At 70.6% G+C, this 13,044-nt stretch carries 21 protein-coding genes; 14 read left to right on the forward strand and 7 right to left on the reverse strand.

All coding sequences use genetic code 11. From position 1 onward, the window contains the following. Positions 1–25 precede the first annotated feature (25 nt). From KFLA_RS03430 to KFLA_RS03455, 7 genes are all read left to right on the forward strand, one after another. Positions 26–634, forward strand: coding sequence for a class F sortase (locus tag KFLA_RS03430; protein ID WP_012918365.1), 609 nt, complete (start codon positions 26–28; stop codon positions 632–634). Between the two features lie 99 nt (positions 635–733). After that, on the forward strand, positions 734–2,098 hold the full coding sequence (locus KFLA_RS03435; protein WP_041289753.1) for a S41 family peptidase: 1,365 nt from the start codon (positions 734–736) through the stop codon (positions 2,096–2,098). 132 nt (positions 2,099–2,230) lie between these two features. Then, the gene (locus KFLA_RS39260; protein WP_272941285.1) at positions 2,231–2,356 is read left to right on the forward strand and encodes a hypothetical protein; all 126 of its coding nucleotides are present in this window, start codon (positions 2,231–2,233) and stop codon (positions 2,354–2,356) included. Between the two features lie 23 nt (positions 2,357–2,379). Continuing rightward, positions 2,380–3,000, forward strand: a complete 621-nt coding sequence (locus tag KFLA_RS03440) for an L-threonylcarbamoyladenylate synthase (protein ID WP_012918367.1) — start codon at positions 2,380–2,382, stop codon at positions 2,998–3,000. An 87-nt stretch (positions 3,001–3,087) separates the two neighbouring features. Then, positions 3,088–3,633, forward strand: a complete 546-nt coding sequence (locus KFLA_RS38645; protein WP_012918368.1) for a CGNR zinc finger domain-containing protein — start codon at positions 3,088–3,090, stop codon at positions 3,631–3,633. Next, complete coding sequence (locus KFLA_RS03450) at positions 3,630–4,298, forward strand: AzlC family ABC transporter permease (protein WP_012918369.1); 669 nt, start codon at positions 3,630–3,632, stop codon at positions 4,296–4,298. Before KFLA_RS38645 ends, KFLA_RS03450 begins: the two co-directional genes overlap by 4 nt. Then, positions 4,295–4,594, forward strand: a complete 300-nt coding sequence (locus KFLA_RS03455) for an AzlD domain-containing protein (protein ID WP_012918370.1) — start codon at positions 4,295–4,297, stop codon at positions 4,592–4,594. The genes KFLA_RS03450 and KFLA_RS03455 overlap by 4 nt, the downstream gene beginning before the upstream one ends. Here the strand turns inward: KFLA_RS03455 and KFLA_RS03460 are convergent. From KFLA_RS03460 to KFLA_RS03470, 3 genes are all read right to left on the reverse strand, one after another. Continuing rightward, entirely contained in the window at positions 4,575–5,099 is a 525-nt protein-coding gene (locus KFLA_RS03460) for a DNA polymerase ligase N-terminal domain-containing protein (RefSeq protein WP_049797251.1), read from the reverse strand. The genes KFLA_RS03455 and KFLA_RS03460 overlap by 20 nt on opposite strands. 77 nt (positions 5,100–5,176) lie before the next feature. After that, positions 5,177–6,004, reverse strand: coding sequence for a SigB/SigF/SigG family RNA polymerase sigma factor (locus KFLA_RS03465; RefSeq protein WP_012918372.1), 828 nt, complete (start codon positions 6,002–6,004; stop codon positions 5,177–5,179). Positions 6,005–6,183: 179 nt separating this feature from the next. After that, positions 6,184–7,056, reverse strand: coding sequence for a LysR family transcriptional regulator (locus tag KFLA_RS03470; RefSeq protein ID WP_012918373.1), 873 nt, complete (start codon positions 7,054–7,056; stop codon positions 6,184–6,186). A 92-nt stretch (positions 7,057–7,148) separates the two neighbouring features. Between KFLA_RS03470 and KFLA_RS03475 the strand changes: the two genes are divergently transcribed. From KFLA_RS03475 to KFLA_RS03485, 3 genes are all read left to right on the forward strand, one after another. Next, positions 7,149–7,928 carry a class I SAM-dependent methyltransferase gene (locus tag KFLA_RS03475; protein WP_012918374.1) on the forward strand — a complete coding sequence of 260 codons (780 nt, stop codon included), beginning with the start codon at positions 7,149–7,151 and terminating at the stop codon, positions 7,926–7,928. 70 nt (positions 7,929–7,998) lie between these two features. Next, complete coding sequence (locus KFLA_RS03480) at positions 7,999–8,181, forward strand: hypothetical protein (protein WP_012918375.1); 183 nt, start codon at positions 7,999–8,001, stop codon at positions 8,179–8,181. Between the two features lie 212 nt (positions 8,182–8,393). After that, positions 8,394–9,350: a TIGR03557 family F420-dependent LLM class oxidoreductase gene (locus KFLA_RS03485; RefSeq protein WP_012918376.1), complete on the forward strand. Its 957-nt coding sequence runs from the start codon at positions 8,394–8,396 to the stop codon at positions 9,348–9,350. 59 nt (positions 9,351–9,409) lie between these two features. Here the strand turns inward: KFLA_RS03485 and KFLA_RS03490 are convergent, their stop codons facing one another. The 3 genes from KFLA_RS03490 to KFLA_RS03500 are packed head-to-tail and all read right to left on the reverse strand — an operon-like array spanning position 9,410 to position 10,670. Continuing rightward, complete coding sequence (locus tag KFLA_RS03490) at positions 9,410–9,688, reverse strand: DUF4235 domain-containing protein (RefSeq protein ID WP_012918377.1); 279 nt, start codon at positions 9,686–9,688, stop codon at positions 9,410–9,412. Then, positions 9,685–10,230 (reverse strand): DUF3618 domain-containing protein, encoded by a 546-nt coding sequence (locus KFLA_RS03495; RefSeq protein WP_012918378.1) that lies wholly within the window; start codon positions 10,228–10,230, stop codon positions 9,685–9,687. Before KFLA_RS03495 ends, KFLA_RS03490 begins: the two co-directional genes overlap by 4 nt. After that, positions 10,227–10,670 carry a phage holin family protein gene (locus KFLA_RS03500; protein ID WP_012918379.1) on the reverse strand — a complete coding sequence of 148 codons (444 nt, stop codon included), beginning with the start codon at positions 10,668–10,670 and terminating at the stop codon, positions 10,227–10,229. Before KFLA_RS03500 ends, KFLA_RS03495 begins: the two co-directional genes overlap by 4 nt. 132 nt (positions 10,671–10,802) lie before the next feature. Here KFLA_RS03500 and KFLA_RS03505 point away from each other — a divergent pair, with 132 nt between their 5' ends. Beyond that, positions 10,803–11,174, forward strand: coding sequence for a glyoxalase superfamily protein (locus KFLA_RS03505; protein WP_012918380.1), 372 nt, complete (start codon positions 10,803–10,805; stop codon positions 11,172–11,174). A gap of 60 nt (positions 11,175–11,234) precedes the next feature. Here the strand turns inward: KFLA_RS03505 and KFLA_RS03510 are convergent, their stop codons facing one another. Further along, on the reverse strand, positions 11,235–11,432 hold the full coding sequence (locus KFLA_RS03510; RefSeq protein WP_012918381.1) for a hypothetical protein: 198 nt from the start codon (positions 11,430–11,432) through the stop codon (positions 11,235–11,237). 267 nt (positions 11,433–11,699) lie between these two features. On the opposite strand from KFLA_RS03510, the gene KFLA_RS03515 reads away from it, so the two are divergent. The 3 genes from KFLA_RS03515 to KFLA_RS03525 all read left to right on the forward strand — a co-directional run bounded on the left by KFLA_RS03515 (position 11,700) and on the right by KFLA_RS03525 (position 12,869). Continuing rightward, entirely contained in the window at positions 11,700–11,891 is a 192-nt protein-coding gene (locus KFLA_RS03515; RefSeq protein WP_237706715.1) for a hypothetical protein, read from the forward strand. A gap of 19 nt (positions 11,892–11,910) precedes the next feature. Further along, entirely contained in the window at positions 11,911–12,594 is a 684-nt protein-coding gene (locus tag KFLA_RS03520) for a GAF and ANTAR domain-containing protein (protein ID WP_012918383.1), read from the forward strand. Positions 12,595–12,662: 68 nt separating this feature from the next. After that, entirely contained in the window at positions 12,663–12,869 is a 207-nt protein-coding gene (locus KFLA_RS03525; protein WP_012918384.1) for a DUF3072 domain-containing protein, read from the forward strand. Positions 12,870–13,044 lie beyond the last annotated feature (175 nt).

The raw sequence follows: 13,044 nt of genomic DNA on the forward strand, positions 1-13,044 counted from the left end.
GCTCGGACTGCTTCTGACCTGTTGCGTGGCCCTGGAGGGGTGCGCCGCGCAGCAGGACGAAGGGGTCTCGAGTGCTGAGGTGGGCGGCGGCACCACCGTGGTGTCGCCGCCCGCCGGACCACAAGCCGGTACGCCGGTGCCACCCGCCCGCGTCGGCACCCCGGCGGCCAGCCAGCGAATCAGGTTCGTTCCGACCGAGGTGGTGCTGCCCGGCGGCGCGAAGGCGCCGGTGCTGCCGGCGAGCACGGTCGACGGCCGCCTGGTGGTGCCGGAACGAGTCCAGCGAGTCGGCTGGTGGGACGGCGGAGCTCAGGCGGGTGATCCGTTCGGTGCGACGGTGCTGGCCGGTCACGTCGACTCAGCGACCGACGGCATCGGCTACTTCGTCCGCCTGCTCCGCATCCGGGTCGGCGAGACCGTCGTACTGCGCGGCGGCGGCCACAGCGCGGCGTACCGGGTGAGCTCGGTGGTGTCGGTGCCGAAAGATGCGCTCGCGACCCAGGGCCGAGCTTTCGAGCAGACCGGGGAGCACCGGCTGTCGCTGATCACCTGCACCGGCACGTACGACGCAGCCCGCGGCGGCTACTCCGCCAACCTGCTGGTGACGGCGCTGCCGCTCGGATTGGCCCAGTAGGCAAGGGGTCTACAACCACCTCCACAGGGGAAATGTCCCACCGTCCCTGGTGCAGGCGTCACCATCCCCACCACGTCGATGGTCGAGCAGGGTGAGCAGATGGACTTCTCACCCTCCCGCCCGGCGCGGCGGCTCCTGATCGTTGCGGCGCTCGTCACCGGGCTCGCCGCCGCTCCGCTCGCCGCGCCGTCAGCGGCCGCGGCCGGTGCGCCCGACGGGATCTGGCAGACCGACGGCTACGCCTCGATCATTGCTATTGGCAACGGTAAGGCGACGGCCTACGAGACGACCGGGGTGAGCTGCACCCCGGCCACCGTCTACACCTGGTCCGGTGACCGGTTCGCCGCGCCGGGTCAGCAGGGGTTCACGGTCGAGGCGCGACGGGACCGGGCCTCGATGCGGCTGGAGGGCAGTCCCGGTGAACGCCGGATGCGCCGGCTCGACAAGCTGCCGGTGCGGTGCACACAGCCCGGGGCGTCCGGACCGCTCGCGGTGTTCGACCAGTTCTGGGCGGCCTACGAGGAGAACTACCCGTTCTTCGCCGCCAAGGGCATCGACTGGAAGGCCGTCCGCGCGCAGTACCGGCCGAAGGTGACGCGGGACATGTCCGACGACGCCTTGTTCGCGGTGCTGACGGCGATGATCGCCCCGCTCGGCGACGCGCACACCGCGGTCCGTACGCCGGCCGGCCGGACCTTCGGCGGCTCCCGTCCGGGTACGACGATCCCGGACCAGGCGCTCGAGCAGCAGATTCGGCCGTACATCGAGCAGACCGCGCTCGGTGGCCGGAAGCTGACCAGCTACGCCAACGACCTGATCGGCTACACCACCCTGCCCGGCGGAATCGGCTACCTGCGCGTCATCGCCTTCTTCGGGTACGACGAGCGCGAGAACTACGCCGCGCAGCGGGCGGCGCTCGACCAGGCGATGGACCAGATCTTCGCGACCGAGCCGCGCAAGCTGATCCTCGACCTCCGGATCAACGGCGGCGGCTCCGACCAGCTCGCGCTCGACCTCGCCGGCCGGCTCACCGACCGGCCGTTCTTCGCCTACGCCAAACGGGCTCGCAACGACCCGGCCGACCCAACGTCGTGGACGCGGCCGCAGGCGATCCACGTCCAGCCGGCCCGGCACCGCCGCACCTTCACCGGCCCGCTCGTTCTGCTCACCGGTGGCTCGCAGCTCAGCGCAGGCGAGACCTTCACCCAGGCAGTGATGAACCGCAAGCCGGCGCCGTACCGGATCGGCCAGAACACCCAGGGCGTCTTCTCCGACGTCCTGGTCCGCCACCTTCCCAACGGCTGGCAGGCCGTGCTGCCGAACGAGGAGTTCCGCACCAGGTCCTGGACCACGTACGACGGCACCGGCATCCCGCCCCACCTGCGGGTCCCCGTCTTCACTCCCACCGAACTTGCCGCACCCCGGGACTCCGCCTTCGCCGCAGCGCTCCGCCACCTGCGCTGAGTCGGCCGTCGGCCTGCCGCGTACGGCGTACCGGGCGGACCGGTCAGGTGAACCACTGAGTCCGCCCCGAGTGCGCCCTGAAACCTGGCGGGTCGAGTTCCGGACGGACCGGCGGGCGTGGATGATGAGGGCATGACCAGTCCGTCCGCACCTCCCGCACCGGGGGACGAGCGCGCCGCTCGCCGGGCCCGTTGGCTGCTCGTCCTGGTTCTCGCACTGATTGCCCTCGGCACCTCGGTGCTCACCTCCGGCCTGTGACCCGGGGACGCTAGGGTCGGCGTATGGCGAGGTACTTCGACGTGCACCCGGACAATCCGCAGAAGCGCGCGATCGGGCAGGTGGTCGACCTGGTCCGCGACGGCGGCCTGATCGCCTACCCGACCGACTCGTGCTTCGCGCTCGGCTGCCAGCTGGGCAACCGGGACGGCATCGACCGGATCCGCACGATCCGGCAGCTCGACGACCGGCACCACTTCACGCTGGTCTGCCAGGACTTCGCGCAGCTGGGGCAGTTCGTGCACATCAGCAACGCGGTGTTCCGCTCGATCAAGGCGTCGACGCCGGGCAGCTACACGTTCATCCTGCCCGCGACGAAGGAGGTGCCGCGCCGGCTGCTGCACCCGAAGAAGAAGACCGTCGGAGTGCGGATCCCCGACCACGTGGTCGCGCAGGCACTGGTCGCCGAGCTCGGTGAGCCGCTGCTGTCCAGCACGCTGCTGCTGCCGGGCCAGGAGGAGCCGATGACGCAGGGCTGGGAGATCAAGGAGGAGCTCGATCACCAGGTCGACGCGGTGATCGACTCCGGTGAGGCCGGCATCGAGCCGACGACCGTGATCGACTTCTCCGAGGACGTGCCGGAGATCGTCCGCCGCGGCGCCGGGGACCCCACGCCGTTCGAGTGAACCCGCGCACGCCCGCACGTGCTGACGAACTCGGGCGGGTGACTAACAGGTAAAAGACCGTTAGCCTGTTAGGCGAGGTGATGTGCCATGACCTACCAGCCGCAGTTGATCGCCGGGCACCTGCTGCTCGACCTGGTCAACACGGTCTCGTGGCGCCTCGACCCGGCGCGCTGGGTGGACAACGTCGCCGACCGGGCGGCCCTCGACCGTTGGTTGACGGCGGCCGGGCTGGAAGCCGGCTCCACCCGCGGGGTGCTGGATCAGGTCGCGACGGTGCGCGAAGTCGCGTACCGGGTTCTGCAGCCGCCCGCCGTGGGCGACGAGCCGTCCGAGAACGACGTCGATCAGCTGCGGGAGTTGCTGGTGGCCGCCGTCGCGCGGGCGCGGATCGTAACCCTCAGCCCCTTGCGGTGGAAGGCCGATGACCTCGCCGGAGAGCTGGCGCTCGCGGCCTGGCGGTTGCTGGAGGACGAGAACCTGAGCCGGCTGCGGCAGTGTCAGGACGACGACTGCGGCTGGCTGTTCCTCGACCGGACCAAGAACGGATCCCGCCGCTGGTGCAGCTCGGCGGACTGCGGTAACCGCGCCCGGGCGTCACGCCACTACCGCCGCACCCGCGCAGGTGCCGAGTGAATCGGGCCGCGTTCGTCGACGGCATGCGGCTGGGGGTGGGACCCGGCAGCGCGGCCTTCGTGCTGGCGTTGAGTTTCGGGGCCGAGGCGCAGGCGCGGGGCTGGGGGTTCGGCCTGCCGGTGCTGTTCTCGATGTTCGCCTTCTCCGGGTCGGCACAGTTCACGCTGCTGACCGCGCTCGCCAGTGGGTCGGCCCTGGCCGCGATCACCTCCGCCGTCCTGATCAACGCGCGCTACCTGGTGATGAGTGTGGCGCTCAACAACAGCTTGCACGGCGGCCGGTGGCGTCGAGCGCTGCACTCCCAGGCGCTGGTAGACGCGTCGTTCGTCGTCGCGCACCACGCCGACGGCCGGTACGACGTGTCCCGGCTGATCGGCGCCAGCCTGCCGCAGTGGCTCTTCTGGGTCAGCGGTACGGCGCTCGGCGCGCTGACCTCGCCATCACCCGCGCTGATGCACACGTTGGGTCTGGACGTGGCGTTCCCCGCGTTCTTCCTGATCCTGGCGCTGGAGGAGCTCAGGCGTTCGCGCCGGGCCTTCGTCGCCGCGTCGCTGGGTGCGGTGATCGCCGGGGCGCTGCTACTGGTGACCAGCCCTGGCTACGCGCTGCTGGGAGCGACGGCGGCCGCGCTGATCGGCGTACTGCCGGAGGAGGAGACGGTATGAGGGTGTGGCTGTCGGTCTTGGCAGTGACCGTGCTGAGCTGGCTGATGAAGGCCAGTGCTCCGCTGATCATCGGTCCGCGCAAGCTGCCGCAGAAAGCTGTCCGGGTGACGGCGCTGACCGCGCCTGTCCTGCTGGCCGGGCTGATCGTCACCGAGCTCGGCGGCAAGGAGCTGGACTGGACTCAGCTGACCGGGGTAGGCGTGGCCGGAGCTCTGACCCTGGCGAAGGTACCGATGCTGGTCGCCGTCGGCGCAGGCATCGTGGTGACCGCGGTGGTCAGGTTGACGGTCGGCTAGCCGCCATCTGCTCGATGGTCAGGCCGCTGAGCACCGACTGCGGCTCTGTCTCGGTCAGGTCGAGCAACGGATCGGCGGCGTCGTCACGGACCTTCACCAGCAACCAGTCCCGCTCGGTGCGCGTGAACGCCCAGGTGCCGTTCAGTTTCACGCCGCGCAGGGCGAACTTGAGATGACCCCGCGCGATCGCCTCCGCCGGCTCGACCAGCCGGCGTTGCTTGTCCCGGGTGAGGTTGGTGTAGACCCCGGCGTCCCAGACGATCACCGCGCCACTGCCGTACTTCGCCCCGGCGTGCACGCCTTCGTAGGTGGCGTACTCCAGGTCGTGGTCGCTGGTGGGAACGGCAAGCCGCTTCACGGTCGGGTCGAGCGACGGACCGCGGGGCACCGCCCAGGACTTGAGCACGCCGTCGACCTCGAGCCGGACGTCGTAGTGCAGCCGGCGTGCGTCGTGCAGCTGCACCACGAAGATCGGTGCGGCCGGCGAAGAAGGTGCCTCAAGCATCGATCCCTCCACGGGTGGTCCGCCGGAGCACGAGTCTGCGGCGGACCACGACGTGAAGGGACCTGTTCAGCCTTCGATCAGGCGGCGATAACCTGGTTCGGCGACTCGATCTGCTCGCGCAGCCGGTCCAGAATGCCGCGCAGCAGGCGGGACACCTGCATCTGGCTGACGCCGATCTCGGCGCCGATGTCGGCCTGGGTGTGCCCCTCGATGAAGCGCAGCTCGAGGATCTTGCGCTCGCGCGGTGTCAGGTCGTTCAGCACCGGCTCGAGCATGGCGACCGCCTCGGTCCGTTCGAACGAGGTGTCCTCCTCGTCGGCGATCGTGTCGGCCAGGTTGGCGGTGGAGTCACCGTCGACCGGGCGGTCCAGCGACAGCACGGAGAAGCAGCCGTCGGCGGCGATCGCCGCCTCGACCTCGGCCACGTCGGTACCGAGCTCGGCGGCGAGCTCCTCCAGCGTGGGGTCACGCTGCAGGTCCTGCACCAGCTGCGGCCGCACGCTGGCGATCGAGCCCTGCAGCTCCTGCAGGCGGCGCGGGATCCGGACGGTCCACGAGCAGTCGCGGAAGTAGCGTTTCACCTCACCGCGGATGGTCGGCACGGCGTACGCGAGGAACGGAGTACCGGTGGACGGGTTGTAGCTGCGGGCCGCCTTGAGCAGCCCGAGGTACGCGACCTGGTCGAGGTCGTCGGACTCGACCCCGCGGCCGCGGAACCGGCTCGCAATGCTGTGGGCGATGCCCAAGTTGAGCTCGATGGCCTCGTTGAGCAGGGCCTGCTGGAGCTCTTCGTCGGTGGTGGCGGCCCGGCGGGAGAGAAGCTCCCGGGTGGCCTGGTCTCGGCGCTGCTTCGGATCGGTGCTGTGCAGCTCGTCGACGGTGGTGCTTGCAAGTACGGTGACCATGATTCTTGACCTCGCGACGTTGAGTCACGGCGCGGCACATGTCTGGACCGCGGTCAATATCTGTGTGAGTCCATTCCTACCCCATGCAGAGCGAAGTTATGCATTCGGCCTCGAACTCACACCAATTCGCAGCATCGTAACCGGAGCGCAACACAGTGTCTCCGGCGCCCCCGGCCGACTCAGTCCAGCGAGCGCAGTACGGCGAGCGCGGCGGTCGGTGGGTGCGCCGACTCGCGCCAGCGCAGCGTCCACGTGTACGGCGGGACGCCGGCCGCCAGGGGCTTCACCACCACCCCGTCGGGGGCCGGGGTCGACAACAGCCCGAGCGCGACGCACTCACCGGCGCGGACCAGTTCCAGCGCGGAGCTGGTCCCGTCGGTGCTGGCCGGGTGCCGGCGTGGCTGGAACCCGGCGGTCCGGAAGCAGCTGAGCACAAACTCGTTCCACTCCGGCGCGAAGTCGTCGCGTGGCAGGTAGTGCACCTCGTCGGCCAGCTCGCGCACCGCGACGGCGTCGGCCGTGGTCAGGGGGTGGCCGGCGGGAAGCGCGATCCCGAGCGCCTCGCGGCGGATCACCCGCTGCACCAGGCCGTCGGCCAGCCGGGCCGTCGACCCGCAGAGTGCGAGGTCGAGCTCACCGCTGAGCAACCGCTGCTCCTGCTCCCGACTGCCGCGACTGCTGACTTCCAGCCGAAGAGCCGGCAACCGGTCCCGCAGGCGGGCCAGAACCGCGCGCGGTGTGACCAGGTCGGTCTGCAGCACGTCGATGCGCAGCACCTGGTCGCGTCCGGCGGCGGCGGTGGCTTCGGCGACGCCCGAGCGGATCGCGGCGAGCGCGCTCTGCGCGTGCGGCAGGAAGGCGTCGCCGGCGGCGGTCATCGTCACCCCGCGCGGCGAGCGCTCGAAGAGTTGGGCGCCGAGCTGGTTCTCCAGCCGGCGGATCTGGTTGCTGAGGGCCGGCTGGGACACGTAGAGCCGGCGGGCCGCGGCGGTGAAGTGCAACTCCTCTGCCATCACCAGGAAGTACCGCACCAACCGTAGATCGACGTCCATGACTTCCTCACCTGCAGTGATAACCGAAGGGTGTGACGTTAGTGCGCGTTTGTCTTGGACGTCGAGTCCTCGGAGCGCGCAACGTTGAGCTCATGACGACACAGCGTGAAGAGGAGCCGGTCGAGGCGGCGGCCCGCAGCCGGCGGGAGGAGTTGCGCAGCAGCTGGGACGAGCAGCAGGCCGGGCATCTACCGGATCGCGAGCTCCGCTTCGGTTTGCTGCTGGACTACGTCGAGCAGCTGGCCGGGCCGCCGCGGCGGGTGCTGGACCTGTGCTGCGGGCCGGGCTCACTCACCGAGCGGGTGCTCGCTCGCTTCCCGGCGGCGGAAGTAGTTGCCGTTGACATCGATCCGCTGCTGCTCGACCTGGCTCGGGACAGGTTCGCCGGCGACCACCGGGTGTCGGTGCTGGCCCGTCAGCTGGCGGCACCGGACTGGGACCTGGGGCTGACGACCGGGTTCGACGCCGTGGTCACCGCGACCGCGACGCACTGGTTTCCGGCGGACGCACTGGCCGAGGTGTACGCCGGGGTCGCGCGGCTGCTGCGGCCGGGCGGCGTGTTCGCCAACGCGGACCACGTCCCGATCGCCGAGCCGGTCCTGCGGGCGGCGGCGGATCGCCTGCACGAGCAGCACCTGCGGACGGTCTTTGCGGAGACCGAGGACTGCGACGGCTGGTACGAACGCGCGTACGCCGATCCGCAGTACGCGGGGTGGTGGACCGAGCGGCAGCAGGTGTTCGCGCACTGGGCCGGCGAACTGCTGGAGCGGGAAGGCTGGCACGTGGATCTCCTGCGGCGCAACGGGTTCGAACGGGCCGGGGCGGTCTGGCGGCGGGGGAACGACGCGCTGGTGATCGCGGTCCGCGGCTGAGGCGCGCGTGGCGAGTGCATGCGGAGCGGCGCCCAGGGGTACCAGGCGGCGTCTGTGAAAGGAGCTGTGGATGACCGAGCATCCGGATGAGACCACCAACCCCACCGGGCTGGTGGACGACCTGATCGACGAGACCCGTGGGCCGGAGGAGGATCCGCCGGCCGACTCGACCACCGACGACGCCGCGGAGTTCGTGGCGTCGGGTCCGGGCGAGGACGAAGGGGTGCCGGAGACTCCCGAGCCGCCGGACTGAGCTTGCCTCGCCGGACCTTGCCGGCTGCCGGCGGTTCTCGTTCCTGGGGGCTGCCGGCGGTCCGTGCACCGGGTTTCCGCGGTTGTCGGCCGTGCGGCCGGCTGGCGGCCTCGGCGCTGTCTGCTCAACGCCGAGGCCTGGGCAACCAGTACTTGCACTCATCCGGTGCCCACCGGGCCTTGTTCCATTCGTCTTTTCGGAGGTAGCGCACGATGCGACTGGGATTCAAGCTGATCGCGGAGGCGTACTCGCCGACCGAGATCGTCGACCAGGCGGTCCGGGCCGAGCAGGCCGGGTTCGACTTCGTCGAGGTCAGTGACCACTTCCATCCCTGGGTGTCGGAGCACCAGCACTCGGGGTTCGCGTTCTCGATGCTCGCCGCCGCGGCCGCGCGGACGTCGACGATCGAGCTCGCGACCGGCGTGACCTGCCCGTTCATCCGGTACCACCCGGCCGTCGTGGCGCAGATGGCGGCGACGACGGCGTTGCTGGCGGACGGCCGGTTCACGCTCGGGATCGGGGCCGGCGAGCGGCTCAACGAGCACGTGGTCGGGCGGGGCTGGCCGGCGGTCTCGGAGCGGCACGAGATGCTGCGCGAGTCGTTGGAGATCATCCGGTTGCTGTGGAGCGGCGGCTACCGGTCCTACCAGGGCAAGCACCTGCGGCTGGAGGACGCGCGGGTCTTCGACCTGCCCGACCCGTTGCCGCGGATCGCCGTCGCCGCGGGCGGACCCGCCGCAGCCCGGATCGCCGCCGAGCTCGGCGACGCGCTGTTCGTCACCGAACCCCGCGAGGATCTCGTCACGGCGTACCGGCAGGCCGGCGGTGGCGGACCCCGGTACGCCGAGGTGCCGCTGGCCTGGGCGTCGTCGGAGGACGAGGCGGCGGAGTCGGCGCGCCGGCTGTTCCGGTTCGGGGTGACGGGCTGGAAGGTGCAGTCGGAGCTGCCGAACCCGGTGAACTTCGACGCGGCGACGAAGCTGGTGACGGCCGACCACCTGCGCGAGCAGTTCGGCTGCGGGCCGGACGTCGAGCGGCACGTCGAGGTGGCGAAGCAGTTCGTGTCGGCCGGGTACGACCAGCTGGCGCTGATCAACGCCGGCCCGGACATGGAGGGGTTCTTCGACTTCTTCACCCAGGAGCTCGGGCCGGCGCTGCGCGAGCTGTGACAGCGAAAGGGAGCACCCGGTCTGCCGGGTGCTCCCTTGTGTGCTGATTGTGGTGCCGGTCAGTCGCCGGGCCATTCGCCGGTCCAGCGCTCGAAGGCGATGGCGCCGCCTCGGTCGACGGCGGCCTTCACCACGGCGTACACGGCGCCCTGGAGGGCGGCGGCCAGCAGGAGCTCGCGCCACGGGTACTCGGACTGCAGGGCGTCCGGTGCGTCGTCCTTGTCGCTGACCCGGCGCCACACCTGCTTGAAGATGGCACCCGCCACCAGACCGCCGGCCATACCGGAGATCAGGCCGAACGGGCGGTACGCCAGCTTGACGGTCTTGCTGCTGCTCACCGGTTCCTCCCCGCGATCCAGGCCGCGGCGCCGACGCCGAGCGCCACCGCGCCACCGACGGCGGCGGTCGCCCGCGGGTGCCGCCGACTCAGTTCCGGCACCTGCCTCACCTTGGCCGGCAGGTTCTTCGCCTGCTCCGGCAAGTGCCAGCTCCGCTGTGCCGGACCGCCGGACGTGTGCTTGCCGCTGCTGCTCAGCCCGCCCACGGTGTGCTTTGCCTTGACGCTCATGTCTCCGACGGTCTGCTTGGCCTTGACGCTCACGTCTCCAGCCGTCTGCTTGGCCTTGACGCTCACCTCTCCGGCGGTCTGCTTGGCCTTGCCGCCCATCTCGCCGACGGCGTGCTTCGCCGTCTGGACCGCGCGGTGACCGGCGCTGCTCGCGGATTCCTTCATCCGGCGCGGCACGTTGAGCTGACGGGTCAGCTGCTGGACCGTGTCGGCCAGGTGCTGCCTGGTCATCTCCAGGTCCGCCCGCAGCGCTTCGGTCTCGGTCGGGGCCTCAGTGGCCGCGTGACTCGCGGTCTGCCGCGTGGTGGTCATCCGCGCTTTCCTCCCGGGTGGTGGCCCTTGAGGGCCTCGATGTCCTGGTGCACGCCGTCGACCGCCGCCTGCGGCACCGGCGGCGTCGCGTGAGCGACGTGCTTCTTGCCGAGCAGCGCCGCGACGCCGGCGACGGCGAACAGCAGCACCGCCACGATCAAAGCCGCCAGCCACGCCGGTACGACGTACGCAAGGCCGAGGATCGCGGTGGTCACCAGCGCGCCGAGCCCGTAGAAGGCGAAGGCGCCGGCGCCGCCGAACAGGCCTACGCCCAGTCCGGCCTCCTTGCCCTTGTCCTTCAGCTCCGCCTTGGCGAGCTGGAGCTCGGCGCGTACCAAGCGGCTCACGTCCGCGGTGAGCTGAGAGACCAGGGCGCCCACGGGCTCGTCCTGTCCGGTCCTCTGACCGTCCTGGTGGACGGCCGGTGGATGCGTCGTCATCGGTTGCCTCCGTGTCATCGGCTGAACGATCTGGTACCCACCGCCGCAGGCACCAAGCGCACGCACAATTTGTGCCACCGCCGGGCGGTAGGTTGCCGGAGCCGGGACCGCTGCGAGGAAAGGCTGGGAACGATGGACTGGAAGCTCGAACTGGTGTCGGTGCCGGTGGCGGACGTCGACCGGGCGAAGGCGTTCTACACCGAGCAGCTGGGCTTCGTGGCCGACCATGACCACCGGGTCAGCGACGAACTGCGGTTCGTCCAGCTGACACCGCCCGGATCGGCCTGCTCGATCGCCATCGGCACCGGCATGGACCAGGCGGAACCGGGATCGGTGCGCGGCCTGCAGATCGTCGTCGCCGACGTGGCCGCGGCGCGGGCGGAACTCGCCGGCCGGGGCGTCGAGGTGAGCGAAGTTCAGGAATTCCCGTGGGGCAGCTTCGTGTTCTTCGCCGACCCGGACGGAAACACCTGGGCGCTGCAGCAGCTGCCGGCCTGGAAATAGATGTTCCCGCCGCAGCGGTCGGCGACCGATGACCGGGTGCCGACCGCTGCGGGCCGGGGCTCAGCTCCGCGGGAGCTGGTCGTCCGGGTTCTCGTCGGGGTCGGACTCCGGCGTCGAAACCGGCTGTGACAACGGGCTGTCGTCGCCCGGCCGGGTGCCCACGTCCGGCTGGTCCAAGCCGGGGTCGACCAGGTCGGGGTTCTGCGGGTCGCTGCCGGGCCCGACCGGCGGAACGGCGGGAATCGGGTTGGTCGTCATGAGGTGACCTCCTTGGTTGCCCTTCCTGGTGCCCATCGGGCGCCACCCAATTCATTCAGGTCTTTGTCTTAAGGCCGAATTCGGGATACCGCTAGGGCTGCTTCACCCGGCGGTTGTAGGGTGGCCCTTGGTTGAGCAGCCAGCCAGCGTTCGAAGCGTCGACGACTGCGGTCCCTCCCGAGGACGAACATGCCCGACCTGCAGCACCACCCCCGAACGACCAGACGTCACCAGTCCGTCGCCGCCCCAGTTCCGAAGTCAGGTGCCATGCCTGTTGCCACCGCGGTACCCACCACCACCACGACCGAGACCGCGTCCGTGCACGTCCGGATCGGCGGCCGCTGGATCGCCGGTCAGGCCCTGTCCCGCCGGACCGCGCAGACCGGCGCCGGCGAAGTCCTGATCAGCCACCACGGCCACCTCGTCTGGGTCGACGAGACCGAGGTCCGTCAGCCGTAGGGCGTCGTACCATCGAAGGGTGAACGACGACGGCGCGGACGTCGCGGATGTCTTCGCTCGGCTCGCGGTGGAGTTGCACGAGGAACCCGGCGTCGAGGAAACGGTCGAGGCGGTGCTGCAGTTCGCCCTTCAGGCGGTGACCTGCACGTACGCCGGCCTGTTGTCGCGCCACCACGGCCGGCTGACGACGCTCGCGGTCACGGATCCGGTGGTCGAGCAGTGCGACAAGCTGCAGCTGGACACCGGCCAGGGACCGGCTCTGGAACTGCTGCGCGGGTGCGAGACCGTGCTGGTGCCCGACACCCTCAAGGACGACCGCTGGCCCGACTGGGCGCCGCAGGCAGCTGCGCTGGGCCTGCGCAGCCTGCTCTGCGTACGGCTGTGGGCAGGTGGTGTCACGCACGGCGTACTGCAGCTGATCAACGCCGAGCCGGACGGCTTCGAGCCGGACGACGACGCCGTGGCGCACATCCTGGCCCGGCACGCCTCCGTCGCACTGGCCACCGCGCGGCAGGAGGAGTCGCTGCGGCAGGCGGTTGACGCCCGCAAGCTGATCGGGCAGGCGCAGGGCATCCTGATGGAGCGTTTCGGCGTCGACGCCGACCAGGCGTTCGCCGTACTGCGCCGCTACTCGCAGAACAGCAACACCAAGCTGCGCGACGTCGCCGAGCAGCTGATCCAGACCCGCCGCCTGCCGGACTGACATCGCGCATGGGACGCCGGACGCGGGGTACCGGGCCGGTAATCGAGCTGGTGTTCGAAGGAGGAGCGATGACTCAGGACGTGCATCCGGTGCCGGACAAGGACCCGGAGGACTGGACGACGGGTGACGAGCCGATGACCGGGCCGCAGGAGTCCTACCTGAACACGCTCGCCCAGGAGGCGGGGGAACAGGTGCCGGAGGGACTGAGCAAGGCCGACGCGTCCCGGCTGATCGACGAGCTGCAGGCGCGGACCGGGCGCGGCACGGACAGCTGAGGTTCTCGGTTGGTGTGCCGCGCAGATGAAGGCCCCGGCGGGCCCTGACAGCTCCGCCGGGGCTTCGTGCTGTTGATCGCTCAATCGGACCTGGGCGTTACGCCGAGCCTCGGCAGCGGCCGGCGGAGGAGCCCGACCGGCTGCTCCGCGTCGGCCGCGGCGGTCAATGCCCACC

Origin of the sequence: Kribbella flavida DSM 17836 (genome assembly GCF_000024345.1) — a bacterium.
In the GTDB taxonomy this organism is placed as follows: domain Bacteria; phylum Actinomycetota; class Actinomycetes; order Propionibacteriales; family Kribbellaceae; genus Kribbella; species Kribbella flavida.

Bases quoted from the DNA above. Each gene is read 5' to 3' on its own strand.
- KFLA_RS03435 (WP_041289753.1), top strand. From the start codon at position 734: ATGGACTTCTCACCCTCCCGCCCGGCGCGGCGGCTCCTGATCGTTGCG.
- KFLA_RS39260 (WP_272941285.1), top strand. From the start codon at position 2,231: ATGACCAGTCCGTCCGCACCTCCCGCACCGGGGGACGAGCGCGCCGCT.
- KFLA_RS03440 (WP_012918367.1), top strand. From the start codon at position 2,380: ATGGCGAGGTACTTCGACGTGCACCCGGACAATCCGCAGAAGCGCGCG.
- KFLA_RS38645 (WP_012918368.1), top strand. From the start codon at position 3,088: ATGACCTACCAGCCGCAGTTGATCGCCGGGCACCTGCTGCTCGACCTG.
- KFLA_RS03455 (WP_012918370.1), top strand. From the start codon at position 4,295: ATGAGGGTGTGGCTGTCGGTCTTGGCAGTGACCGTGCTGAGCTGGCTG.
- KFLA_RS03460 (WP_049797251.1), bottom strand. From the start codon at position 5,099: ATGCTTGAGGCACCTTCTTCGCCGGCCGCACCGATCTTCGTGGTGCAG.
- KFLA_RS03465 (WP_012918372.1), bottom strand. From the start codon at position 6,004: ATGGTCACCGTACTTGCAAGCACCACCGTCGACGAGCTGCACAGCACC.
- KFLA_RS03470 (WP_012918373.1), bottom strand. From the start codon at position 7,056: ATGGACGTCGATCTACGGTTGGTGCGGTACTTCCTGGTGATGGCAGAG.
- KFLA_RS03475 (WP_012918374.1), top strand. From the start codon at position 7,149: ATGACGACACAGCGTGAAGAGGAGCCGGTCGAGGCGGCGGCCCGCAGC.
- KFLA_RS03480 (WP_012918375.1), top strand. From the start codon at position 7,999: ATGACCGAGCATCCGGATGAGACCACCAACCCCACCGGGCTGGTGGAC.
- KFLA_RS03485 (WP_012918376.1), top strand. From the start codon at position 8,394: ATGCGACTGGGATTCAAGCTGATCGCGGAGGCGTACTCGCCGACCGAG.
- KFLA_RS03495 (WP_012918378.1), bottom strand. From the start codon at position 10,230: ATGACCACCACGCGGCAGACCGCGAGTCACGCGGCCACTGAGGCCCCG.
- KFLA_RS03500 (WP_012918379.1), bottom strand. From the start codon at position 10,670: ATGACGACGCATCCACCGGCCGTCCACCAGGACGGTCAGAGGACCGGA.
- KFLA_RS03505 (WP_012918380.1), top strand. From the start codon at position 10,803: ATGGACTGGAAGCTCGAACTGGTGTCGGTGCCGGTGGCGGACGTCGAC.
- KFLA_RS03510 (WP_012918381.1), bottom strand. From the start codon at position 11,432: ATGACGACCAACCCGATTCCCGCCGTTCCGCCGGTCGGGCCCGGCAGC.
- KFLA_RS03515 (WP_237706715.1), top strand. From the start codon at position 11,700: ATGCCTGTTGCCACCGCGGTACCCACCACCACCACGACCGAGACCGCG.
- KFLA_RS03525 (WP_012918384.1), top strand. From the start codon at position 12,663: ATGACTCAGGACGTGCATCCGGTGCCGGACAAGGACCCGGAGGACTGG.